At 54.1% G+C, this 22,169-nt stretch carries 20 protein-coding genes; 15 read left to right on the top strand and 5 right to left on the bottom strand.

From position 1 onward, the window contains the following. Positions 1-203 precede the first annotated feature (203 nt). A complete protein-coding gene (locus tag F0319_RS02610) occupies positions 204-1,787 on the top strand; it encodes a phosphoethanolamine transferase (protein WP_149366213.1) in 1,584 nt (527 codons plus the stop codon). A gap of 95 nt (positions 1,788-1,882) precedes the next feature. On the opposite strand, the gene ompX is transcribed toward F0319_RS02610, so the two are convergent. Beyond that, the gene (gene ompX / locus F0319_RS02605; RefSeq protein ID WP_023310884.1) at positions 1,883-2,401 is read right to left on the bottom strand and encodes an outer membrane protein OmpX; all 519 of its coding nucleotides are present in this window, start codon (positions 2,399-2,401) and stop codon (positions 1,883-1,885) included. Positions 2,402-2,755: 354 nt separating this feature from the next. Here ompX and rhtA point away from each other — a divergent pair, with 354 nt between their 5' ends. From rhtA to ybiO, 6 genes are all read left to right on the top strand, one after another. Beyond that, a complete protein-coding gene (rhtA, locus tag F0319_RS02600; RefSeq protein WP_111963841.1) occupies positions 2,756-3,643 on the top strand; it encodes a threonine/homoserine exporter RhtA in 888 nt (295 codons plus the stop codon). Positions 3,644-3,942: 299 nt separating this feature from the next. Then, positions 3,943-4,446 carry a DNA starvation/stationary phase protection protein Dps gene (gene dps, locus F0319_RS02595; RefSeq protein WP_063408106.1) on the top strand — a complete coding sequence of 168 codons (504 nt, stop codon included), beginning with the start codon at positions 3,943-3,945 and terminating at the stop codon, positions 4,444-4,446. A gap of 362 nt (positions 4,447-4,808) precedes the next feature. After that, on the top strand, positions 4,809-5,552 hold the full coding sequence (gene glnH, locus F0319_RS02585; protein ID WP_133294043.1) for a glutamine ABC transporter substrate-binding protein GlnH: 744 nt from the start codon (positions 4,809-4,811) through the stop codon (positions 5,550-5,552). Between the two features lie 84 nt (positions 5,553-5,636). After that, positions 5,637-6,296, top strand: a complete 660-nt coding sequence (gene glnP / locus F0319_RS02580) for a glutamine ABC transporter permease GlnP (RefSeq protein ID WP_014169254.1) — start codon at positions 5,637-5,639, stop codon at positions 6,294-6,296. Next, entirely contained in the window at positions 6,293-7,015 is a 723-nt protein-coding gene (glnQ, locus tag F0319_RS02575) for a glutamine ABC transporter ATP-binding protein GlnQ (protein ID WP_111963840.1), read from the top strand. Before glnP ends, glnQ begins: the two co-directional genes overlap by 4 nt. 125 nt (positions 7,016-7,140) lie before the next feature. Beyond that, positions 7,141-9,354, top strand: a complete 2,214-nt coding sequence (gene ybiO, locus F0319_RS02570; protein WP_149366212.1) for a mechanosensitive channel protein — start codon at positions 7,141-7,143, stop codon at positions 9,352-9,354. 48 nt (positions 9,355-9,402) lie between these two features. On the opposite strand, the gene rlmF is transcribed toward ybiO, so the two are convergent. After that, complete coding sequence (rlmF, locus tag F0319_RS02565) at positions 9,403-10,314, bottom strand: 23S rRNA (adenine(1618)-N(6))-methyltransferase RlmF (protein ID WP_181574018.1); 912 nt, start codon at positions 10,312-10,314, stop codon at positions 9,403-9,405. A 243-nt stretch (positions 10,315-10,557) separates the two neighbouring features. Between rlmF and mcbA the strand changes: the two genes are divergently transcribed. The 3 genes from mcbA (at position 10,558) to ybiJ (ending at position 11,759) form a co-directional block, all read left to right on the top strand. After that, positions 10,558-10,824 carry a DUF1471 family periplasmic protein McbA gene (gene mcbA / locus F0319_RS02560; protein ID WP_111963837.1) on the top strand — a complete coding sequence of 89 codons (267 nt, stop codon included), beginning with the start codon at positions 10,558-10,560 and terminating at the stop codon, positions 10,822-10,824. A gap of 122 nt (positions 10,825-10,946) precedes the next feature. Then, a complete protein-coding gene (locus tag F0319_RS02555; RefSeq protein WP_149366211.1) occupies positions 10,947-11,213 on the top strand; it encodes a DksA/TraR family C4-type zinc finger protein in 267 nt (88 codons plus the stop codon). A gap of 285 nt (positions 11,214-11,498) precedes the next feature. Continuing rightward, on the top strand, positions 11,499-11,759 hold the full coding sequence (gene ybiJ / locus F0319_RS02550) for a DUF1471 family protein YbiJ (protein WP_149366210.1): 261 nt from the start codon (positions 11,499-11,501) through the stop codon (positions 11,757-11,759). Positions 11,760-11,875: 116 nt separating this feature from the next. On the opposite strand, the gene ybiB is transcribed toward ybiJ, so the two are convergent. After that, positions 11,876-12,838: a DNA-binding protein YbiB gene (gene ybiB / locus F0319_RS02545; protein ID WP_111963835.1), complete on the bottom strand. Its 963-nt coding sequence runs from the start codon at positions 12,836-12,838 to the stop codon at positions 11,876-11,878. A gap of 266 nt (positions 12,839-13,104) precedes the next feature. Between ybiB and F0319_RS02540 the strand changes: the two genes are divergently transcribed. From F0319_RS02540 to F0319_RS02520, 5 genes are all read left to right on the top strand, one after another. Further along, positions 13,105-13,641, top strand: a complete 537-nt coding sequence (locus F0319_RS02540; protein WP_149366209.1) for a fimbrial protein — start codon at positions 13,105-13,107, stop codon at positions 13,639-13,641. A gap of 68 nt (positions 13,642-13,709) precedes the next feature. Continuing rightward, positions 13,710-14,384, top strand: a complete 675-nt coding sequence (locus F0319_RS02535) for a fimbrial biogenesis chaperone (protein WP_149366208.1) — start codon at positions 13,710-13,712, stop codon at positions 14,382-14,384. Positions 14,385-14,408: 24 nt separating this feature from the next. Beyond that, on the top strand, positions 14,409-16,952 hold the full coding sequence (locus F0319_RS02530; protein WP_149366207.1) for a fimbria/pilus outer membrane usher protein: 2,544 nt from the start codon (positions 14,409-14,411) through the stop codon (positions 16,950-16,952). 20 nt (positions 16,953-16,972) lie between these two features. After that, positions 16,973-17,965, top strand: a complete 993-nt coding sequence (locus F0319_RS02525) for a fimbrial protein (protein ID WP_149366354.1) — start codon at positions 16,973-16,975, stop codon at positions 17,963-17,965. Next, positions 17,962-18,465, top strand: coding sequence for a fimbrial protein (locus tag F0319_RS02520; RefSeq protein WP_149366206.1), 504 nt, complete (start codon positions 17,962-17,964; stop codon positions 18,463-18,465). Before F0319_RS02525 ends, F0319_RS02520 begins: the two co-directional genes overlap by 4 nt. Here the strand turns inward: F0319_RS02520 and dinG are convergent. Both dinG and rhlE read right to left on the bottom strand, forming a co-directional pair. Then, on the bottom strand, positions 18,452-20,629 hold the full coding sequence (dinG, locus tag F0319_RS02515; RefSeq protein ID WP_149366205.1) for an ATP-dependent DNA helicase DinG: 2,178 nt from the start codon (positions 20,627-20,629) through the stop codon (positions 18,452-18,454). The two genes, F0319_RS02520 and dinG, sit on opposite strands and share 14 nt — an antisense overlap. A 97-nt stretch (positions 20,630-20,726) precedes the next feature. Beyond that, entirely contained in the window at positions 20,727-22,106 is a 1,380-nt protein-coding gene (rhlE, locus tag F0319_RS02510) for an ATP-dependent RNA helicase RhlE (RefSeq protein ID WP_149366204.1), read from the bottom strand. Positions 22,107-22,169 lie beyond the last annotated feature (63 nt).

Genomic DNA, 22,169 nt, shown 5'->3' with positions numbered 1-22,169 from the left:
TTTTACGGATTTGCAATCCCCTTCGCAAAACATCTGCTTAGCAACTGTTGATATTCTTTAGCGCTCGCACTATCTTCTTGCAGCCCTGCACAATTTGCGGCTCGCTGAAGCGGACCCTCATTCCCTCTCCACGCACTGTCAGGCAGGTTATGACCCTTGACGCCAGGGTGAGCACATGGCGTTTTCATCCATGATAGTGACCTATGAATGTAACCCTGATAGATACCGTTGTTACCCGCAGCCGGGCCTTAAGCCCGTGGACGGGTTTTTACTTTTTGCAGTCATTACTGATTAACTTTGCGCTGGGTTATCCCTTTAGTCTGCTCTACGCGGTAGCCTTCACCTGCATTCTGCATGTGCTGTGGCGAGCCGCCCCGCGCGTGCAAAAAACAGTAATCGGGATCTGTTCGCTGATTGCTGCACTCTATTTCCCGTTCGGTCAGGCTTACGGCTCGCCAAACTTTAATACCCTGCTGGCGCTGCACTCGACCAATATGGAAGAGTCGACGGAGATCCTGACGATCTTCCCGTGGTACAGCTATGTGGTCGGGCTTTTTATCTTCGCGTTGGGCGTTATTGCCATCCGCCGTCAGTCGGGCGAGAAAAAATCCTGGGGTAAGATCGAAATACTCTGTCTGGTGTTCAGCATTGCCGTGGCGTTTGTCGCCCCCATCCAGAATATTCCCTGGGACGGTAAGTTAAGGCTCATCAATATCGGCTATCCGGTTTTCCGCTTCGTTAAAGACGTTGTTGTAAATAATAAAGAGGTTCTCGACGAACAGGCGCGCATGGCTGAGCTTTCCAATATGAAAGACACCTGGAACGTGCTGGCCGTTAAGCCGAAATATCACACCTATGTGGTGGTGATTGGCGAAAGCGCGCGTCGCGATGCAATGGGGGCGTTTGGCGGCCACTGGGACAACACCCCGTTTGCGAGTTCAGTCAAAGGCACTCTGTTTACCGATTATGTCGCGGCCAGCGGCTCAACGCAGAAATCGCTCGGTCTGACCCTTAACCGAGTGGTGGATGGTAAACCGCAGTATCAGGATAATTTTGTCACTCTGGCAAACCGTGCAGGTTATCAGACCTGGTGGTTCTCCAATCAGGGGCAAATTGGCGAATACGATACGGCCATCGCCAGCATCGCCAAACGGGCTGACGAAGTGCAGTTCCTGAAAAACGGCGATTTTGAAGCCGACAAAAACACCAAAGACGAAGCGCTGCTGAAAATGACGGCACAGGTCTTCGCCACCCCGCGCACGCAGCCTCAGCTGATCGTCCTGCACCTGATGGGGTCGCATCCGCAGGCCTGCGATCGGACTGGCGGGAAGTACGCGGAGTTCGTGCAGTCCAAAGAGACCTCGTGCTACCTCTACACCATGACGCAAACCGACGATCTGCTGAGCAAGCTGTACGATCAGCTACGCAATACGGGCGACAGCTTCTCTATGGTCTATTTCTCGGATCACGGGCTGGCGTTTAAAGAGCGTGGTAAAGAGGTGCAGTATCTGGCGCACGATGACAAGTTCCAGCAGAACTTCCAGGTGCCGTTTATGGTGCTGTCGAGTGATGATAAAACGCATCGCGTCATTAAAGCGCGCCGTTCGGCAAATGATTTCCTGCAGTTCTTCTCGCAGTGGACGGGGATTACAGCCGAACAGATAAAAACGGCTTACCCGTTTGTCTCTAACAAGAAAGCTCCCCCAGTGTACGTTACCAACTTCAAGTTACAGAAAGTTGACTACAACCATCTGGGTACGGATATTTTTGATATTAAGAGTAAGTAGCGGTTCGATGCTCTCACCTTGGCCTACGGGGGGAGGGAAAAAGACAAAAAAAATCCGCCACAGTGGGCGGATTTTTTATTTAATCACCGAAGTGATTAGAAGCGGTAACCTACGCCCGCGATCCAGGTGCCAACGTCAACGTTGCGGATACGGCTCTGCTCATAGGAGAAGTCCAGAGCAACGTCCTGGATTGGGTTGAACTGCAGGCCTGCGCCATAGGAGAAGCCGTAGTCGCTGTTGCTTGCAGTGCGGCTTTCGCTCTGGTTTTCAGTCTGCTGGAATTTACCGTAGCCAACACCTACAACACCGTAGATGCTCGCCCAGTCATTCAGACGGTAAGCTGGACCAGCGGTGATACCGTAGTACTGGCCTTTGTTGTATGCGCCGTTTTCAGAACGATCTTTCTCGGTGTAGGTGAAAGAACCGATCACGCCCAGTGGGTTGTTATCCTGCTCGTAGCGATACTTCAGGTTGAAGCCGTTAGCTTTGTTCATCACGCCCTGATAGTCGCTCTGAGCGTAACCACCAGTAACAGTAGAAGTAGCAGCTACAGCGGTACCTGCGGAAACAGCCAGTACAGCGGCCAGTGCTGAAAGACATGCAATTTTTTTCATAACCACCTCAAATGTGCTTCAAGTAAGTCCGTAAGTTTTAAATATATCAAAAAAATTTGCGAAACTCTTTGTGATTCGTGATGTCTAATGAAACCTTTCCTGTAACAGAACGTTTCCAGCCTAAGCTATCTCTTTCAAATCACATGAAATTTTCACTACTTAATGCGCATAGTGCGCGTCTGCGCCGTTACATTCATCCAGATTATTCCTAATCTGACAGGCGATAAATCCACCAGCGCTTAACCATTTTACGGATTTCACGTGGTTTTTTTTCAACAGCGCCTCAACCGTTGCCGCATATTTCCTTTACACTGCAACCTTTACCTCATTTGACATAAGCTGACAGGAGAAAGGATGCCTGGGTTATCCCGCACATCGTCGGTCTGGTTGCCGGTCGCAGTGATACTCATTGCCATGTTGTCCATTCAAAGCGGTGCTTCGCTTGCAAAATCACTTTTTCCTCTGGTCGGTGCGCCAGGGGTGACCGCCCTGCGCATTGTGCTGGGAACGGCGATACTGGTGTTCATTTTCAAACCCTGGCGTTTGCGTTTCAAAAAGGAGCAGCGTTTACCCCTGCTGTTTTATGGACTCTCCCTGGGAGCAATGAACTATCTGTTCTACCTCTCTATTCAGACGATACCACTGGGGATCGCCGTCGCGCTGGAGTTTACCGGTCCGCTGGCGGTGGCGCTTTTCTCCTCGCGACGTCCGGTCGATTTTATCTGGGTCGTGCTAGCCGTTCTGGGCTTATGGTTCCTGCTTCCCCTGGGCCAGAGTGTCGCTGAGATCGATCTGACGGGCGCCGCGCTGGCGCTGGGTGCAGGCGCCTGCTGGGCTGTCTATATTCTCACGGGGCAGCGTGCAGGCGAAGAGCACGGTCCGGCAACGGTGGCGTTGGGTTCTCTGATTGCGGCCATCGTATTTGTGCCCATCGGCATGGCGCAGGCGACGGAATCTATCTGGCAATGGTCCGTCATGCCCATCGGACTGGCAGTCGCGATTCTCTCTACCGCACTCCCCTATTCTCTGGAGATGATTGCCCTTACGCGTCTGCCGACACGCATATTTGGCACCCTGATGAGCATGGAGCCTGCTCTTGCTGCCATTTCCGGGATGGTGTTTCTCGGCGAAACCCTCACGTTGACCCAGACGCTGGCGCTCTGCTCGATTATCGCGGCTTCAATGGGCTCTACGCTCACTATGCGCCCGGAACCTAAAGTTGAAAAGGTGGATATCAGCTAAGGCCATATATTCTGCATGGCTTCCACGCCATGCAGAATAAAGGCCAGAAAGACAGACGTTATAATTTCTTACACACTATGCTCTATTTTCGAAATATCCCTCTACGTTTGTGTCCCCATCCAGCAATTAAGATTGATCTGTATAAATTTAAAAATTACTCATTAATTTCAATAAGTTAAATTCTCAACCCACTTCTCGCTATTAAACCGATAGGCACAGCCAAACCGCAGAGAAAAAATCCGGTGCTATACTTAGTTTCGTAATTACCTGGGACATAAACATCAAGAGGATATGAGATTATGAGTACCGCTAAACTGGTGAAAACGAAAGCGTCTAATCTGCTTTATACCCGTAACGATGTACCGGACAGCGACAAAAAAGCGACCATTGAGTTGCTGAATCGCCAGGTGATCCAGTTCATCGATCTTTCGCTGATCACCAAACAGGCCCACTGGAATATGCGCGGTGCAAACTTTATTGCCGTTCATGAAATGCTGGATGGCTTCCGCACAGCACTGGTTACCCACCTCGATACGATGGCTGAGCGTGCCGTTCAGCTAGGCGGCGTGGCGCTGGGCACCACGCAGGTGATCAACAGCAAAACGCCTCTGAAGAGTTATCCGCTCGATATCCATACCGTTCAGGATCACCTGAAAGAGCTGGCGGACCGCTACGCGATTGTGGCAAACGATGTGCGCAAAGCGATTGGCGAAGCTAAAGATGAAGATACTGCAGATATCTTTACCGCCGCATCCCGCGACCTGGATCAATTCCTGTGGTTCATCGAATCTAACATCGAATAATTCATACGAAATTTCTATCCAACCCTCGCCTTCCGGTGAGGGTTTTGCACATCTATGGTGCACGTTTTTTGCCTGAGACAGTGCAAAAGTGAAAAAAATGTAATAATCACCTCACACAACCGTTAACGGAAGATTGTTTTTTCGTCAGAATTTGCGCTAAATATCTCCCCGTCAGTTGAGCCAAACGAAGCGCACCAAAACAGTGCTCCACTTTGGTGCAATAAAACCTCATTGCCCCATTAATTGTGCAATGCATGACATTATCCCCTTTGCAAAACAATAGCTTGTAAAGTTGGCACGATTTTTTCATTGTGCCAGCTGTTCTCGCAGGGGATCGCCCCGTGGATATAAAAGGAAATGCTATGAAGTCTGTATTAAAAGTTTCACTGGCTGCACTTACCTTGGCTTTTGCAGTGTCCTCTCAGGCTGCCGACAAACTGGTTGTGGCGACCGACACGGCGTTCGTTCCGTTTGAATTCAAACAGGGTGATAAATACGTTGGTTTTGATGTGGATCTGTGGGCCGCTATCGCAAAAGAACTCAAACTGGATTACACCCTGAAGCCTATGGACTTCAGCGGCATTATCCCGGCACTGCAAACCAAGAACGTTGATCTGGCGCTGGCAGGTATCACCATTACCGATGAACGTAAAAAAGCGATCGACTTCTCTGACGGCTACTACAAAAGCGGCCTGCTGGTCATGGTCAAAGCCGATAATAACGACGTAAAAAGCGTGAAAGATCTCGACGGCAAAGTGGTTGCGGTGAAGAGCGGCACCGGCTCTGTTGATTACGCGAAAGCAAATATCAAAACCAAAGACCTGCGCCAGTTCCCGAACATCGACAACGCGTACATGGAACTCGGCACCAACCGTGCTGACGCTGTTCTGCACGACACGCCTAACATCCTGTATTTCATCAAAACAGCCGGTAACGGTAAGTTCAAAGCCGTTGGCGAGTCTCTGGAAGCACAGCAATACGGTATCGCGTTCCCGAAAGGCAGCGACGATCTGCGCTCGAAAGTTAACGGCGCGTTGAAAACGCTGAAAGAGAACGGCACCTATAACGAAATCTACAAAAAATGGTTCGGTACCGAGCCTAAATAATAAGACGTAAAAATGACGTTCACTCGGGGGCGACCTTTCGCCCCTGCTATTTTTGAAACACGGTAACAGTAACAGGAAATTATCATGCAGTTTGACTGGAGCGCCATCTGGCCTGCCATTCCTATCTTGCTTGAAGGCGCTAAAATGACTCTGTGGATTTCGGTCCTGGGTCTGGTTGGTGGGTTGATTATCGGTCTTGTCGCCGGTTTCGCTCGCACCTACGGCGGCTGGATCGCAAACCACATCGCACTGGTTTTCATCGAAGTGATCCGCGGCACCCCTATTGTCGTGCAGGTCATGTTCATCTACTTCGCCCTGCCAATGGCATTCACCGACCTGCGCATCGACCCGTTCAGCGCAGCCGTCGTCACCATTATGATCAACTCAGGTGCCTATATTGCGGAAATCACCCGCGGTGCGGTGCTGTCGATTCATAAAGGTTTCAGTGAAGCCGGTCTGGCATTAGGCCTTTCACGTCGCGAAACGATCCGCCACGTTATTCTGCCGCTGGCGCTGCGTCGCATGCTGCCACCGCTCGGCAACCAGTGGATCATTAGCATTAAAGACACGTCGCTGTTCATTGTTATCGGCGTGGCCGAGCTGACCCGTCAGGGTCAGGAGATCATTGCTGGCAACTTCCGCGCGCTGGAAATCTGGAGTGCGGTAGCCGTTGTCTACCTGATCATTACTCTGGTTCTGAGCTTCGTTCTGCGTCGTCTTGAAAGAAGGATGAAAATCCTGTGATTGAATTTAAAAACGTTTCCAAGCACTTTGGCCCAACCCAGGTGCTGCACAATATCGATCTGAACATTAAACAGGGTGAAGTGGTGGTGATTATTGGGCCATCCGGCTCCGGTAAATCCACCCTGCTCCGCTGCATCAACAAGCTGGAAGAGATCACCAGCGGCGATCTGATCGTCGACGGCCTGAAGGTGAACGACCCGAAAGTGGATGACCGTCTGATTCGTCAGGAAGCGGGCATGGTGTTCCAGCAGTTCTACCTGTTCCCGCACCTGACGGCGCTGGAAAATGTGATGTTTGGCCCACTGCGCGTGCGCGGTGCCAACAAAGCGGCAGCGGAAGCGCTGGCAAAAGACCTGCTGGCGAAAGTCGGTCTGGCTGAACGTGCGCACCACTACCCTTCCGAGCTGTCCGGTGGTCAACAGCAGCGCGTGGCGATTGCCCGCGCCCTGGCGGTCAAACCGAAACTGATGCTGTTTGATGAGCCTACGTCCGCACTCGATCCGGAGCTGCGCCACGAGGTGCTGAAAGTCATGCAGGATCTGGCGGAAGAAGGGATGACGATGGTGATCGTGACCCACGAAATCGGCTTCGCTGAGAAAGTGGCGTCCCGCCTGATCTTTATTGATAAAGGCCGTATAGCGGAAGACGGTAACCCGCAGGAATTGATTGCGAACCCGCCGAGTCAGCGTTTGCAGGAGTTCCTGCAGCACGTATCCTGATCTCTCGCTTTACACGTAAGCCGGGCATGCCCGGCTTTTTTACGCCAGATTGTTCCCAAAAATCCCCCACCTCGCCTCGACTTCTATACTTATCATTTTGTTCGACATTTTCACCGGAGGACGCCGTGCCGTGGATCCTGTTGCTGTTGATTAGCCTGTTTAGTGCGCCATCGTTCGCCGTCGCGATCCCCGGCGTGACCACCGGAACAACCGCCAGCCAGCAAAATACTCCCCCGCCGGAACCGGATGTCGAACAGAAAAAAGCCGCCTACAGCGCCCTCGCCGACGTCCTCGAAAACGACACCTCCCGGCAGGAACTCATCAGCCAGCTGAGGAAAGTGGCCGCCACGCCGCCGCAGGAGCCGGTGCCTGTCATCACCCCTCCCCAGGTGGAGGAGCAAAAAACGGTGCTGGAAAATGTCACCGACGTAAGCCGCCACTATGGGGAAGCCCTCTCCTCGCGCTTTGCTCAGCTCTACCGCAACCTGATTGGATCACCGCATAAGCCGTTTAATCCACACACGTTTACCGCCGCAGCCGCGCAGTTCCTGATGCTGGCCGGTGCGGTATTTCTTTTTTACTGGCTGGTGCGCCTGTGCGCGTGGCCGCTGTACCGCAAAATGGGACAATGGGGACGAAGGAAGAATCAGCATAAAAGCAGCTGGCTGCACCTGCCGCTGATGATCGCCTCAGCGTTTATCATCGATTTACTGCTGCTGGCCTTGACGCTGTTTTTAGGCCAGATGCTCGCCGACAGGCTGAACGCGGGCAATAAAACCATCGCATTTCAGCAGTCGCTTTTCCTGAATGCCTTTGCCCTGATCGAGTTCTTTAAGGCGCTGCTGCGGTTACTCTTTTGTCCGCACGTACCGGAGCTACGTCCCTTCTCAATTCGCGATGCGAGCGCCAGGTACTGGGCGCTGCGTCTGAGCGTGCTCAGCGGGCTGATTGGCTACGGTCTGCTGGTTGCCGTGCCGATCATCTCCAACCAGGTAAACGTCCAGTTTGGCGCGCTGGCAAACGTCATTATCATGATCTGCATTACCTTCTGGTCGCTGTATCTTATCTTCCACAATAAAAAAAACATTACCCAAAGCCTGCTGAATCTGGCCGATCGCTCCCTTTCGTTCTTTAGCCTCTTTATCCGCGCTTTCGCCCTGGTGTGGCACTGGCTGGCAAGCGCCTACTTCATCGTATTGTGCTTCTTCTCGCTGTTCGACCCAGGCAATAGCCTGAAATTTATGATGGGGGCGACGTTCAAAAGCCTGGCCATTATCGGGATCGCGGCGTTTGTGTCGGGGCTGCTGTCGCGCTGGATTTCGAAAACCATCACCCTGTCGCCGCAGGTACAGCGTAATTACCCGGAACTGCAAAAACGGGTAAACGGCTGGATGTCGGTATCGCTGAAGGTGGCGCGCATCCTCACCGTCTGCGTGGCGATCATGCTGCTCCTGAATGCCTGGAGCCTGTTTGATTTCTGGAACTGGCTGCACAACGGTGCGGGTGAGAAAACGGTCGACATCCTGATTCGCATCGCGTTGATTTTGTTCTTCTCTGCCGTCGGCTGGACGCTGCTGGCGAGCCTTATCGAGAACCGTCTGGTGTCGGATATTCACGGCCGTCCCCTGCCCAGCGCGCGGGCAAGAACGCTGTTAACGTTGTTCCGTAACGCGCTGGCGGTCATTATCAGTACCATCACCATCATGATTGTGCTGTCGGAAATCGGGGTGAATATCGCCCCGCTGCTGGCCGGTGCCGGTGCCCTGGGCCTGGCGATCTCCTTCGGGTCGCAAACGCTGGTGAAGGATATTATTACCGGCATCTTTATCCAGTTTGAGAACGGGATGAACACGGGCGATCTGGTAACCATAGGGCCGTTAACCGGCACCGTTGAGAGGATGTCCATCCGTTCAGTTGGCGTGCGCCAGGACACCGGGGCGTACCACATCATTCCCTGGTCCTCGATAACCACCTTCGCCAACTTTGTGCGCGGCATTGGCTCCGTGGTGGCGAACTACGATGTGGATCGTCATGAGGATGCCGATAAAGCGAAGCAGGCGCTGCGCGATGCGGTAGAAGAGCTGATGCAGATGGAGGATATTCGCGGACTGGTGATTGGCGAGCCGTCATTTGCCGGCATTGTCGGGCTGACGAACACGGCGTTTACCCTGCGCGTGTCGTTCACCACCCAGCCGCTGAAGCAGTGGACGGTGCGCTTTGCCCTCGACAGCATGGTGAAAAAACACTTCGATCTGGCGAACGTGCGGATGCCCGTGCAGACGTATCAGGTATTGCCGCCGCCCGCATCGCCGCTCCCTCCGCAGGAGCCGACGCTGTAGCCTGGTTGCCGGGTGGCGGCTTCGCCTTACCCGGCCTACGACGGAGTACTATTTGCGACGTTTGTTATTGTCCATAAACGACCAGGCGATAAAGCGGCTTTGCTTCTGGCCCTGCGCCATCTCTTTTTTCACCACTTTTACGGCGCCCGCCTCGGTCAGGGCGCGGTAAAGTGGCGGCAGGTTATCTCCGCGGGATACCAGCGTCGTGAACCACTTAACCTGACGGCCAAACTGTTTGCTTTCCGCAATCATGCGCAGGATGAACGCCACTTCGCCCCCTTCACACCAGAGCTCCTGCTGCTGACCACCGAAATTCAGCGCGGCATCCTCAGCCTGACCCAGGTTGCGGCGCTTGCGCTCGCTGCCCGCGCGGGCCGATGCCGCCGAATCATGGAAAGGTGGATTGCACATCGTGGCGTCATAGCTTTCGTTTTTGTGAATAATGCCGTTGAAGATCGAAGCCGTATCTTTCTGTCGACGCAGGCGAATGGCGCGGCTTAATCCCGGGTTAGCGTTGATAATCGCCTGGGCGCTGGCAAAGGCCTCGTCACCGATTTCACTTCCGGTAAAGCGCCACTGGTATTCATGCGCGCCAATCAGCGGGTAAATCAGGTTTGCCCCGGTGCCAATATCCAGAATAGTGGCCTGCTGTGGAACAACACCCTCATTACCTTCGGCAAGAAGGTCGGCAAGGTGGTGAATGTAATCAGCCCGGCCCGGTACGGGTGGACAGAGAAAGCCTTCCGGAATATCCCAGTTCGCCACACCGTAAAAATGCGCCAGCAGGGCTTTGTTCAGCATTTTCACCGCCTGCGGGTCAGCAAAGTTGACCGAGGGCTCACCCGCTGGGGTCTGAACTAGGTAGTCCTGCAGCGGCGGGCAGCTCAGGCATAACGCGTTCATGTCGTAGCGGCTGCGGTGGCGATTTCGCGGGTGTAATCCCGGCTTTTGGGCAGTCATGGCATTCTCCTTTAAACAGCGGCGTAAGATACCCTGTGCTGGCTCAACGGTAAATCTTTCTCTGCGGCGCTTAGAAACTCGCCATAAATCAAGCACCTTTATGTCTATGATCCGTCAGCGAATTGTCAACTTATATCGTTCAAAAAATAAGCAGATCATCATCAAATATTTGCGCTAAGTCACACTCGTCAGGCTTCTAAACTTAAGGGGAATCACCTGTTGTTTCCTCATGAGGATGTGATTATGAAAAAGTACCTGACCCTTGCTGTTATCGCAGCCGCCCTGACGACCGCGTCATTTTCTGCCATGGCCGTTCAGTCGCTGACCCAGAGTACCGACACCAGCCAGCTTCGTCCTGCGGGCACCGTTTCGGTTAGCCGCGCCAGTAACCTTGACGATCTACAGGCTAAACTTGCTGAAAAAGCCCGCCAGGAGGGTGCAAAAGGATTCGTGGTGAACTCCGCTGGCGGTGACAACCATATGTACGGCACCGCGACCATCTATAAATAATCTTTCTCTTCCACAAGACTGCATCTGCCCAACGGGTGCAGTTCTCTTCTCCCTTCACCTTGATTGTTCATTTTTTAACCCCATAGTGAACGTATAGCTTAAACCGATTTCAGGAGGGCGCTATGGCTTCCGGCTGGGCAAATGACGACGCTGTTAACGAACAGATCAACAGTACTATTGAAGATGCGGTTGCGCGTGCCCGCGGTGAAATTCCGCGCGGCGAAAGCCTAACTGAATGTGAAGAATGCGGAGACCCCATTCCGAAAGCGCGCCGAAAAGCCATTCCCGGCGTAAGGCTTTGTATTACCTGCCAGCAGCATAAAAATTCGAAAAACTCATCGCACTCGGGATATAATCGCAGAGGTTCGAAAGACAGCCAGCTACGTTGACTTTCCTTTACCTAAGCTAACCGCGCAGGCCCTTAGCTTTACGCTCACGATTTTTAGCGAACCGCGTAGCAAAATGTGCCCTTCATTTCACTTCTGTAAAGCGTATCCGCAAGAAGTGTAAAGCGGTGATTTGATTTTATTAATATTCAATAAGTTATTTGTCATTCAATTTTTTTGAGCAACCACGTCAATTCTCTTCGATTTTATCTCACGAGAAAAACCGTGATACTTATCACATCGACGGAACATCGTCCCCTTAACAGAAACACCTGCGAGAGATTAATTATGAAAACCATCAAATATGCTGTAGCTGCTGTTGCCCTGTCCGCTCTGTCTTTCGGCGCTTTCGCTGTCGAGCCTGTCTCTTCTAGTCAGGCACAGAACATGAATAAAGTCGGTGTGGTCAGTGCTGATGGCGCCACCACGCTGGACGGCCTGGAAGCCAAACTGGCTGAAAAAGCTGCTGCTGCTGGTGCAAGTGGATACACCATTACTTCCGCTAACGGTAATAACAAGCTGAGCGGTACCGCAGTTATCTACAAGTAATCGACTGAATGAATGCTGTCCCCTCGCCATACCCTCTGGTGAGCTGCTCCACCCTCATTGACCCTGTTGTTGTTACCCTTGCTTGCCCGTCCGCCACTGGACGGGCTTTTTTTTGTCTAAAACGCCTGCGCCACACGTTCAAGCCCGGCCTGGACAGATTCCACTTCGCCGGTTGCCAGCAAACAGCAGGCCATTTGCAGCTTAATCGAATGCGGAACAGGAACATTTCCGGCGAGGCACTGCTCAATCCAGTGGGCTGTAGTATGGGGATCTTTTGCCTCAGGCAATATCACGCCGGTATTCTCTTCCCCACGCTCAAGAATGGCGCGCGTACCTGAAGAATCAATCAGCATGACCTGCGGGCAGCGCTGCGGGTTCGCATAAACCTCGCCTTCCGTGCCGTGCATCAACAGCGCCCTTGCGCCAATTGCCTCAAAGAATTGCCCCACTCGCGCCACGTATTCCGGGTGCGAGACGCTGGAGAGACGCAGGGCGGCATCTTCACCAAACGGCGTGGCCAGTTTTGCCAGGGTGTGCGCGCTGTTGCGCACGCCCATGCGCCAGCGCATATCGAGTTGCTTCTCCAGCGGCGGGCAGAGCGTGCCGACCGGGATATAAACAGGCTGATGGCCATCCAGCTTAGCCTGTGCCTGACCGGCATGACGCGTTGGTTCAATCCCCAACATCCCGAAAATGGTCTCCGTCAGCACGCGGGTGGGATCTTCGCTTACGCCGTGCACCACCACCGGGAATCCCAGCTTGTGTAATAAGATAGCGAGCAGCGGAGTTAAATTTGCCTGCTTGCGCGCACCGTTGTAGCTCGGGATCACGATCGGCATAGGTTTTGCCACCGGCGGCGTTAAGCGCAGCGTTTGTGCCTGCATGGCTTCATAGAAGCCATGCATCTCCGCTTCACCTTCGCCTTTAATACGCAGCGCAATAAGGATACCGCCCAACTCAAGCTCCGGAACCTCGCCGTTAAGCATACGGGTGTAAAGCGCGCGAGCAGTTTCATGGTCCAGGTCGCGGGCATGGTGCTTCCCACGCCCTACCTCTTTGATAATTTTACGATAATCCACGACATTTCTCCTTACAGCAGGTTATCAACAATATAGCCCTGATAATGACTCCGCCGTTAGTTTTTTTGGCCGCCCTGCTGAATTTTATAATTAATTGTTTTGTTGAGGAAATTTATTTTGCAAGAATTAATTGAATTATTTGGAAGCCGCGCGGGACCTTTCCCAGCCCGAGTTTTCTGATTAAATAACCAGCGGTGAGTAGTTGAGACATAACTTCGAATAATGCGTGATGCAGAAGTCGAAAGGAGAAATATACAGGTTTAAATATGAAAAAAGTCACTTTAGGTTTATTCATTATTGCCGCGCTGGGATGCTCTGCATCTTCGTTCGCAGCATCCACCGGTGAAGGGCAAATTAACTTCACAGGTGAAATTATCGATTCCGCCTGTCAGGTCGTTAACGGCTTAAGCAGTCCGCTGAATGTTGCGCTGGGCAAAGTATCCAAAACAACATTTACTGGTGTAGGCTCTACCAGCACCTTAACGAAATTTGATATTCAGTTAAAAGACTGCCCGGAAACGGTCACGTCTGCAGCCATTAATTTCGGTGGTACGCCAGATGCGGACAATAACACCACGCTGTCTTTGACCCCGGGTGCGACGACTGCAACTGGCGTGGCGATTCAGCTGGTTGATTCTTCCGAACAGCCTGTCAGTTTATATACGCCTTCAAAGCAGTATCCTTTAGCTGCTGGAACGACGGTAAATAATCTGGAGTTTGGCGCGCGTTATATTCAGACTCAGGCATCGATCACTGCTGGCCAGGCTAACTCAGCCTCTACTTTTACAGTTATTTATAACTGATACGATCAATGAGGAGATATTCTTCTTCATGCGAAGGCTAATATTTCCTCTTTCATTGAGACAGATTTATGCGACACAGTTATTTATTAAGCGCACTTTTACTGACCGCAGTAACAGCCCATGCAGGTGTGATTATTAATGGCACTCGACTGGTTTATCAGGGAGAGAAAAAAGAGTCTTCGATTGGGATTTCCAATCCGGATGAGATTAACTATCTGGTACAGTCCTGGGTGGATACCGGTTTGAAAAAAGGCGGTAAAGCGCCATTTCTGATTACTCCACCGCTGTTCCGTCTGAACGCTAAAGAAGATAACGTGTTGCGTGTGGTTCGTACCGGCGGAAATATGCCAGAAGACCGCGAGTCGTTGTACTGGTTAAATATTAAAGCCATTCCTTCTTCAAGCCATGAAGAGGGCATTAATACATTACAAATAGCCATTAACACCCGAATTAAATTGCTGTATCGCCCTGCATCGATTAAAGGAAAACCCGAAGAAGTTGCTGACAAACTGGAATGGCACCGCGAAGGCAATGATCTGGTGGTAAACAACCCCACGCCTTTCTATATGAATTTCCAGAGCGTTACGCTGAACGGCCAAAAAGTAGCAAAAGCGACCTGGGCTGTGCCAAATACCTCTACCCGCTTTGCTCTTCCGACAAATATGAGCGGTAACACCGTAAGCTGGTCGGTCATTACCGATTACGGAAGCATCAGTAAAACCTGGTCTGCATCCGTTCGTTAATACTCTGTTGACGCCTGAATAATCATGTACAGCACAAATAAGCCGCTATTACGTCGACTGCGTGAAATGCTGCCCACTTTTTTTGGAATAGCGGTGACATGCTGCGCGCTGCAGGCCCACGCTGATGATTATTTTAACCCTGCCCTGCTGGATATTGATAATCCAGAACAGGCAAAGACCGATCTCTCTGTTTATGAAAAAGGTCCCGGTCAGGCGCCAGGTAAATATCAGGTCACGGTGTTCGTCAATAACAATAAAATCGACACACGTGACGTCCTTTTTACATTACAAAAAGATGCCCAGGGAGATGATTCCCTGCAGCCTTGCCTGAGTCTGGATGAATTAACGCGTCTGGGCATCAAAACCAAAGATTATCCAAAGCTGGCGGCAAAAGGGGAATGCGCGGACCTCAGCGCCATTCCTTCGGCCTCGGCAACTTTCCGCATCAAAAACCAGCAACTACTGCTGAGTATTCCCCAGTCAGCTCTGGGCCAGGTGCCTCGCGGCTACATCGATCCGAAAGAGTATGACGAAGGGATCACCGCGGGCATCCTGAACTATAGCGTTAACGCCAGCCAAAGCCGCGCTCGCCAGCAAGGGGAAGCGGACAACAGCAGCCAGTTTATTAACCTGCGCCCCGGTTTTAACATTGGTGCCTGGCGCGTGCGTAATTACAGCACCTGGAACCACAATTCGGATGGCGGTCAGGACGACGGCAAGCTGAACACGGTCTATACCTATGCCCAGCGCGATATCGTGGGGCTGAAGAGCGAGCTGACCGTGGGACAGAGCAGCACCCAGGCCGACGTTTTCGACAGTGTCTCTTACACTGGCGCACAGCTGGCTACCGAAAGCGACATGCTGCCGGACAGCGAGCGCGGGTATGCCCCGGTGGTACGCGGTACGGCGCACAGTAACGCCCAGGTGGTGGTTCGCCAGAATGGCTACGTTATCTACCAAAACACCGTCGCCCCAGGCGCGTTTGAGATTAACGATCTCTACCCTACCGGCAGCAGCGGCGATCTGAACGTCACGGTAAAAGAGACCGACGGTAGCGAGAGTCATTTCGTGGTGCCGTTTGCCTCCGTGCCGGTGCTGCAGCGGGAAAAACACCTGAAGTACAGCGTCGCTGCGGGGCGCTACCGTTCATACGATAAAGAGGTTGAAAAGACCCCTTTCGCCCAGGGAAGCGCCATCTATGGCCTGTCACACGGCGTCACCGTTTACGGCGGTACGCAACAGAGTTCGCATTACCACTCCGCCGCGCTCGGCGCAGGGAAAAACTTTGGCGATCTCGGAGCGTTCTCCGTCGACGTTACCCGCGCCAAAGCGTTACTGAAAAAGCGCAAAACCAGCAAAGGGCAATCCCTTCGCCTGCGCTACAGCAAAAATTTTACCGAGACCGGCACTAACTTTTCGCTGGCGGGTTATCGCTACAACAGCAAAGGTTTTTATACCCTGCAGGACACCATGGAGTCCTGGACCAGTGCAAACGACTGGTCCGCTCCACAGCAGCGCCGCTCGCGGGCGGAGGCCACCATCGACCAGACCCTGGGCGACAAGTGGGGTTCGGTGACGCTAAGCCTGGTGAAAGAGCGTTACTGGAGCCAGAGTCAGGATATGACCTCCCTGAGTGTTAACTACAACAACAGCTGGCACGGCGTGAGCTATAGCCTGAGCTACAGCGTCAATAAAAACAGCAACGACACGGACGAGGACGGTAAATCCATCAGCTATGACCGACAAATCGGCCTCAACGTGTCGGTTCCACTCGACCGCTGGCTGCCTAACACCTGGGCAAACTACAGCCTGAACAACAGTAAAGACGGCACCACCCACAACCTGGGCCTGAATGGTACCGCGCTGGAGGGAGACAAGCTGAGCTGGAACGTTCAGCAGGGGCTGGACAGCGCCAATAACAACACCGCCACCAGTATGAATGCGGATTACAAAGGCACCTACGGTGAAGTGCACGGCGGCGTAAGCCAGGACAGCCATCAGCACACCGTGAACGCCGGGATCCAGGGCGGCATTGTCGCCCACTCTGACGGCATCACCTTCGGTCAGACCCTGGGAGAAACCGTGGTGCTGATTAAAGCGCCGGGCACGCATGGCACACACGTTGCCAACCAGACGGGCGTGGAAACGGACTATCGCGGCTATACGCTGGTGCCGTTTGTCACTCCGTGGCATCACACCCCAATTTCGCTGGACACGGAGACACTGCCAGAAGATGCCGACGTGACGCACGCCTCGCAGACGGTTACGCCAACACGCGGCGCGATAGTTCGCGCCAGCTTCGATACTCGCGTGGGCAACCGCGTCTTAATGACGCTGGCCTGGAAAGACAAACCGCTGCCCTTCGGCGCAACGGTCACCACGGAAGATAAGAGCAGTGAATTTATCGTCGGTAACGATGGACTGGTGTATCTCACCGGACTGCCGCAGCACGGACGCCTTTTCGTTTCCTGGGGTAAGGAGCGGAGCGAGCATTGCGTCGCCGATTACGCCCTGATGCAAGAGAAGGATAACACCAACATTATTAACGCTGCGGCGCAGTGTCACTGATTAACACCGGACCGATCATGATGCAGATAGCAAAATCATTTTTCTTACTTTTAGTTCTGGCGACGGCGGCACTCTTTATGCCGCACGCGAAAGCTTCTTGCCAATCGCCGAGCCTGCCCGCGCTACTATCATTAACGTCGGTTTCAGTCTCCACCAGCCTGCCCGTAGGTTCGACCATTCCGGGAACTGAACGCACCGTGCAAATATCGGGAAACTGTTACTACGCGCCAGATGCGGGTCAGCCAATCATCGCGTGCTACAACGGCTTCGGCAAAGAGATCCCCGGGCTCCCTGGCGTCTATGAAACAGGCGTTGCTGGTATCGGCATCTCGCTAAGAAATGATAAAGGACAGCGCGTGACTGGCGCGGCGGACCAGATTTGTTCGGCGAACGTGCCCGTAGGCCAGGTCTCCGGTACGATAAACAGCGACTCTACCATCCCCTTTAGCTTTGACGTGATGCTGGAACTGGTAAAAACCAGCGAAACCGTGGCTTCAGGCGCACTGACGATGAGCAATACGCAATTCAACCTTGAAGTTGGACGCAATGAGGCCCTGGGTGACCCTAATACCCTCTCTTACTCAGGTAATGTTCAGGTAAAAGCAGTGACCTGTTCGGTGTCACCTAAATCCCTGACCGTAACGCTGGGTGATTTTCCGGTGAGCCGTTTTACCGGTCCGGGAACCCTGGTCTCACAGTCGGTATTCAATATCGGCATGCTCTGCGATCGGGATGTACAGCCGGAAATGATGATCACCAGTGCCAATGGCTATGAAACGAATTTTCCCGGCGTGATCAAATTAACGCCGGAAAGCGGCGTCGCCACCGGCGTGGGGGTGAAAATGCTCTTTAACGGTCAGATACCTGTTTTCGGGCAATATATGAATACCTTTACCGCCTATGCCAATGTCCAGTCGCAATATCCCTTCAGCGTCTCTTACGAACAAACCAGTTCGGAGGTGACGCCCGGAACGGCGAATGCCGTCGCAACCATTACGGTAGCCTACAAATGAAAACGATAATAACCCTTTTACTGCTTGGAGTGGCCAGCCAGAGCCTGGCGGAAGAAATTCAACTCGATGTTCGCGGAAACATTTACGCCAACGCCTGCCAGGTGGACAGCGCCAGCCAGAACCTGACGGTCAATCTGGGCAACGCGAATACCGGCGATTTTAAGGATGTGGGCGATACCGGACAATGGAAATCATTCGACTTAACCCTGTCAAAATGCCCAACCACTTCCGTGCTGGCCACGGCCACCTTTCACGGTCAGCCAGACAGCCTTCATCCGACTAAATTCGCCAGCACCGGAACCGCGAAAGGACTGGCGCTGGAGCTTGCCGACCCGCAGGATCAGATCTCGCTTGCCCCGGACGCCAGCTTCAGCGTGCTGATCAACCAGAACAATCACACGGCGGATTTCCCGCTGGCCGCTCGCTATTACGCCACCTCATTGCCGGTCACGGCAGGAACGTTCAGCAGCGTGGTACAGGTAACCTTCATTTACCAGTAGGACTGCGCCCCTTAGCACGGATGCTTTTCTTGCGCCCGGCGGCTGGTTTTGCCGGGCGTTTTTTTATCTCGGGCACCTCCGGCTGCTCGATCGGGAAGATCGGCAGAGCGTTCAGTAGCCGTTGGCCGTAATTTTTGGTGAGCAGACGTTTGTCATAAATCACCACCTCCCCCCAGCAGCCGTGGCTACGAATCAAGCGACCGACCTGCTGAATCAGGTTAAACGATGCCGCAGGTAAACTCTGCACCTCAAACGGATAGCGGTTGAGGCTTTTCAGCCACTCCCCTTCGGTGATCACCACCGGGCTGTCGATAGGCGGGAAGGCGATTTTATGGATATGCACCTGCGTCAGGTAATCGCCCTTCAAATCCAGACCTTCCGCGAAGGACTGTAATCCCACCAGCACGCTGCGCTCGCCGTTATCAATGCGTTTGCGGTGCGTTTCCACCAGCCGGTAGCGCGGCTGATCGCCCTGGACCAGCAGCAATAAACGCAGATCGGTGACGTGCTCCAGGAAGCACTGCATCGCGCGTCCGCTGGCAAACAGCACCAGCATGCCAGGGTATTTCCTGCTCTCAACCTGTTCGCGGAAGTAGGCCGCCATTTCCGCAATGTGCTGCTCTTCATTGTCGATGAGCGGCTCGAATTTCATGCGCGGGATCACCAGCTTACCCTGCTCGCAGTGGTTAAACGGCGAATCCAGCGCGACAAAACGATCGCCCGCTTTCTCTTTCAGGCCGCTCATCTCCTGCAGCCGCGAGAAGCTGTTCAGGGAGCGCAGCGTGGCGGAGGTCACCACCACATGCGGCACGCTGCGCCAGATGAGTTTTTCCAGCTGATCGGCCACGCGGATGCCCACGCAGTGGAAAAAGAGATGCACCTGGCCGTCCCGCACTTCACGGGTGGCCCATTTGGTGACCGGCGCGCCCGATGCCTGCGCCATCGAGGCCAGCCGCCAGAGCTTGCTCTGCGCTTCGAACATCCCCAGCGCACGGTTCATTTGCAGAAGGATACGGTGCAGGCGAACAACGTCATGGGTGCCGGTTTTCTCGCTGAGATCGTTTAAGAACATCTCCGCCAGCCCGCGCAGCTTTTCCAGATGCTTCGCCAGCTGCTGGCAGATCTCCATCACCTCGTCCGGCAGTTCGCCCATGGCAAAACGGTGTTCGGCCTCCTGGGTTGCCGGAAGATAAAGATTCAGGATGTTGTTCAGAGACGAGATAAGGCTGTAAACCTCTTCACAGTGGTCGCTCAGACGCTCCGGTACCGCCAGCGGCGGCGTGGTTTTCGGGCGGAACTGCTCCATGCAGGTGGCGACAAGCTTGCAGAAGAGATCCAGCTGCAGGCGGAACCAGGGCGCGGTAATTTCCGCGCTCATCTCCAGCGCGTCGCGCGCCACGTCGGGCAGATGGTGTCCTTCGTCGAGCACCAGCAGCAGGTTTTTCGGCTCCGGCAGCACCGCTTCGCTCTCCAGCGCCGCCATCACCAGGGCGTGGTTAGCCACCACCACTTCGGCTTCCTGAATTTCGCGCCGCGCGACGAAGAACGGGCATTCGCGGTAGTAGTGACAGTTGCGGTTCAGACAGCTGGCTTTGTCGGTGCTCAGCCTGCGCCACAGATCGTCGCTGATGGCTTTATCGGTGTGATCGCGCAGGCCGTCCCACTTATAGCCATCAAGATCGCCTTTAAGCGTTGCGCAGAGCTCCTGCTCGGCTTTGTTGTTTGGCGTGAGATCGTCGTCGAGGAACGCCAACAAATCCTGTTGCGACGCCTCGCTGCTGGCAAGCCCTGCCAGATTACGCGGGCAGACGTAGCGCCCACGGCCGAAGGCGGCCGTAAACCGCAGGTCGGGGATGATTTTGCGCAGCAGCGGTAAATCTTTACTAAAGATCTGGTCCTGCAAGGCCACGTTGGCGGTGCTGACCACCAGCGTTTTGTCCTCCTCCCGCGCGATGGCGATGCCGGGAATGAGATACGACAGGGTTTTCCCGACGCCGGTCGGGGCTTCAATCGCCAGATGTCGCCCGTCGTCCCCGGCGAGCGTTTTTGCCACGTCAGCAATCATCTGCCGCTGTGGCGCTCGGGGGATAAAGTCGGGGATCTGCTGTTGTAGCGCCTTATACCATGCGCCAATTTGCGCTTTCAGCGCAGCGGTTAAAGCCATCGGAAAACCTGAAACACTGTATAAACAGCCACTATTGTGGCACTTTCTCTTCTCTGCCGCAAAAAGAAAAGCCCGGCTTTACGACCGGGCTTCCATATTACTGCGGGTTAGCAGGCTTGCGCGGGCGGCGTCGACGCTGCCCTTCCCCTGCCGGCTTGCCTTCGCCGCTGCGCCAAGGGTTTTCGCCGGCCGGTTTGCCGTCGTTGCTACGACGCGGCGGTTTGCCGGATAACTTCGGCGCGCCACCTTCGGCACGACGCGGCTGCTGGCCGCGACCGCCGCCGCCCTGACCGCGACCGCCCTGACGACCGTTCTGAATCGGCTCGGCTTTGATTGACGGGTCCACTTCATAGCCCGGGGTTTCGATGCGCGGGATCTCTTTCTTCAGCAGGCGTTCGATGTCACGCAGCAGCTTGTGCTCGTCCACGCAAACCAGAGAGAGCGCTTCACCGGTGGCCGCCGCACGGCCGGTACGGCCGATACGGTGCACGTAATCTTCCGGCACGTTTGGCAGCTCGTAGTTCACCACGTGCGGCAGCTCTTCAATGTCGAGGCCACGGGCAGCGATGTCGGTGGCCACCAGCACGCGGATGTCGCCGGACTTGAAGTCCGCCAGCGCACGGGTACGCGCGCCCTGGCTCTTGTTACCGTGGATCGCCGCACTGCGGATGCCGTCTTTGTTCAGCTGTTCAGCCAGGTGGTTGGCACCGTGCTTGGTGCGGGTAAAGACCAGCACCTGCTGCCAGTTACCCTGGCCTATCATCTGGGAGAGCAGTTCCCGCTTGCGCTTTTTATCCACAAAGTGAACGTGCTGCGTCACCTGCTCGGAGGCGGTGTTGCGGCGCGCCACTTCCACTTCCAGCGGGTTATGCAGCAGCTTTTCCGCCAGCGCCTTGATCTCGTCGGAGAAGGTGGCGGAGAAGAGCAGGTTCTGACGACGCGCAGGCAGCTTGGCCAGCACGCGACGAATATCATGGATGAAGCCCATGTCGAGCATGCGGTCGGCTTCGTCCAGCACCAGAATTTCAATGCTATCGAGCTTCACCGCGTTCTGGTGTTCGAGATCAAGCAGACGGCCCGGCGTTGCTATGAGCACGTCCACGCCGCCGCGCAGCTTCATCATCTGCGGGTTGATGCTGACGCCACCGAAAACCACCAGCGAGCGAATGTTGAGATAGCGGCTATAGTCACGCACGTTCTCGCCAATCTGCGCGGCCAGCTCGCGGGTTGGGGTGAGGATCAGGGCACGAACCGGACGACGGCCTTTGGCGTGCGGCTGGTTTTTTACCAGCAGCTCTAACAGCGGCAGGGTAAAGCCCGCGGTTTTACCGGTGCCGGTCTGGGCGCTGGCCATCAGGTCACGTCCCTGAAGAACGGCGGGGATCGCCTGCTGCTGGATTGGGGTTGGCTCAACGTAGCCCTGCTCTGCGATCGCGCGCAGAATTTCCGGGTTCAGGCCAAGGGAATCAAAAGACATAAAAACTCCGAACCGCCCCGACCATCACAGGTGTAGTTTTCAGGGAGATATAACAATTGAGAG

This window comes from Enterobacter vonholyi (assembly GCF_008364555.1).
GTDB lineage: Bacteria > Pseudomonadota > Gammaproteobacteria > Enterobacterales > Enterobacteriaceae > Enterobacter > Enterobacter vonholyi.
The sequence above is the reverse complement of the archived record's forward strand: the minus strand, read 5'-3'. Positions and strand labels throughout refer to the sequence as shown.

Excerpts from the sequence above, each read along its gene's own strand:
- glnH (WP_133294043.1), top strand. The coding sequence starts at position 4,809 with ATGAAGTCTGTATTAAAAGTTTCACTGGCTGCACTTACCTTGGCTTTT.
- ybiJ (WP_149366210.1), top strand. The coding sequence starts at position 11,499 with ATGAAAACCATCAAATATGCTGTAGCTGCTGTTGCCCTGTCCGCTCTG.
- rhlE (WP_149366204.1), bottom strand. The coding sequence starts at position 22,106 with ATGTCTTTTGATTCCCTTGGCCTGAACCCGGAAATTCTGCGCGCGATC.
- glnP (WP_014169254.1), top strand. The coding sequence starts at position 5,637 with ATGCAGTTTGACTGGAGCGCCATCTGGCCTGCCATTCCTATCTTGCTT.
- mcbA (WP_111963837.1), top strand. The coding sequence starts at position 10,558 with ATGAAAAAGTACCTGACCCTTGCTGTTATCGCAGCCGCCCTGACGACC.
- F0319_RS02540 (WP_149366209.1), top strand. The coding sequence starts at position 13,105 with ATGAAAAAAGTCACTTTAGGTTTATTCATTATTGCCGCGCTGGGATGC.
- F0319_RS02535 (WP_149366208.1), top strand. The coding sequence starts at position 13,710 with ATGCGACACAGTTATTTATTAAGCGCACTTTTACTGACCGCAGTAACA.
- dps (WP_063408106.1), top strand. The coding sequence starts at position 3,943 with ATGAGTACCGCTAAACTGGTGAAAACGAAAGCGTCTAATCTGCTTTAT.
- rhtA (WP_111963841.1), top strand. The coding sequence starts at position 2,756 with ATGCCTGGGTTATCCCGCACATCGTCGGTCTGGTTGCCGGTCGCAGTG.
- F0319_RS02525 (WP_149366354.1), top strand. The coding sequence starts at position 16,973 with ATGCAGATAGCAAAATCATTTTTCTTACTTTTAGTTCTGGCGACGGCG.
- F0319_RS02610 (WP_149366213.1), top strand. The coding sequence starts at position 204 with ATGAATGTAACCCTGATAGATACCGTTGTTACCCGCAGCCGGGCCTTA.
- rlmF (WP_181574018.1), bottom strand. The coding sequence starts at position 10,314 with ATGACTGCCCAAAAGCCGGGATTACACCCGCGAAATCGCCACCGCAGC.
- dinG (WP_149366205.1), bottom strand. The coding sequence starts at position 20,629 with ATGGCTTTAACCGCTGCGCTGAAAGCGCAAATTGGCGCATGGTATAAG.
- F0319_RS02555 (WP_149366211.1), top strand. The coding sequence starts at position 10,947 with ATGGCTTCCGGCTGGGCAAATGACGACGCTGTTAACGAACAGATCAAC.
- F0319_RS02530 (WP_149366207.1), top strand. The coding sequence starts at position 14,409 with ATGTACAGCACAAATAAGCCGCTATTACGTCGACTGCGTGAAATGCTG.
- ompX (WP_023310884.1), bottom strand. The coding sequence starts at position 2,401 with ATGAAAAAAATTGCATGTCTTTCAGCACTGGCCGCTGTACTGGCTGTT.
- F0319_RS02520 (WP_149366206.1), top strand. The coding sequence starts at position 17,962 with ATGAAAACGATAATAACCCTTTTACTGCTTGGAGTGGCCAGCCAGAGC.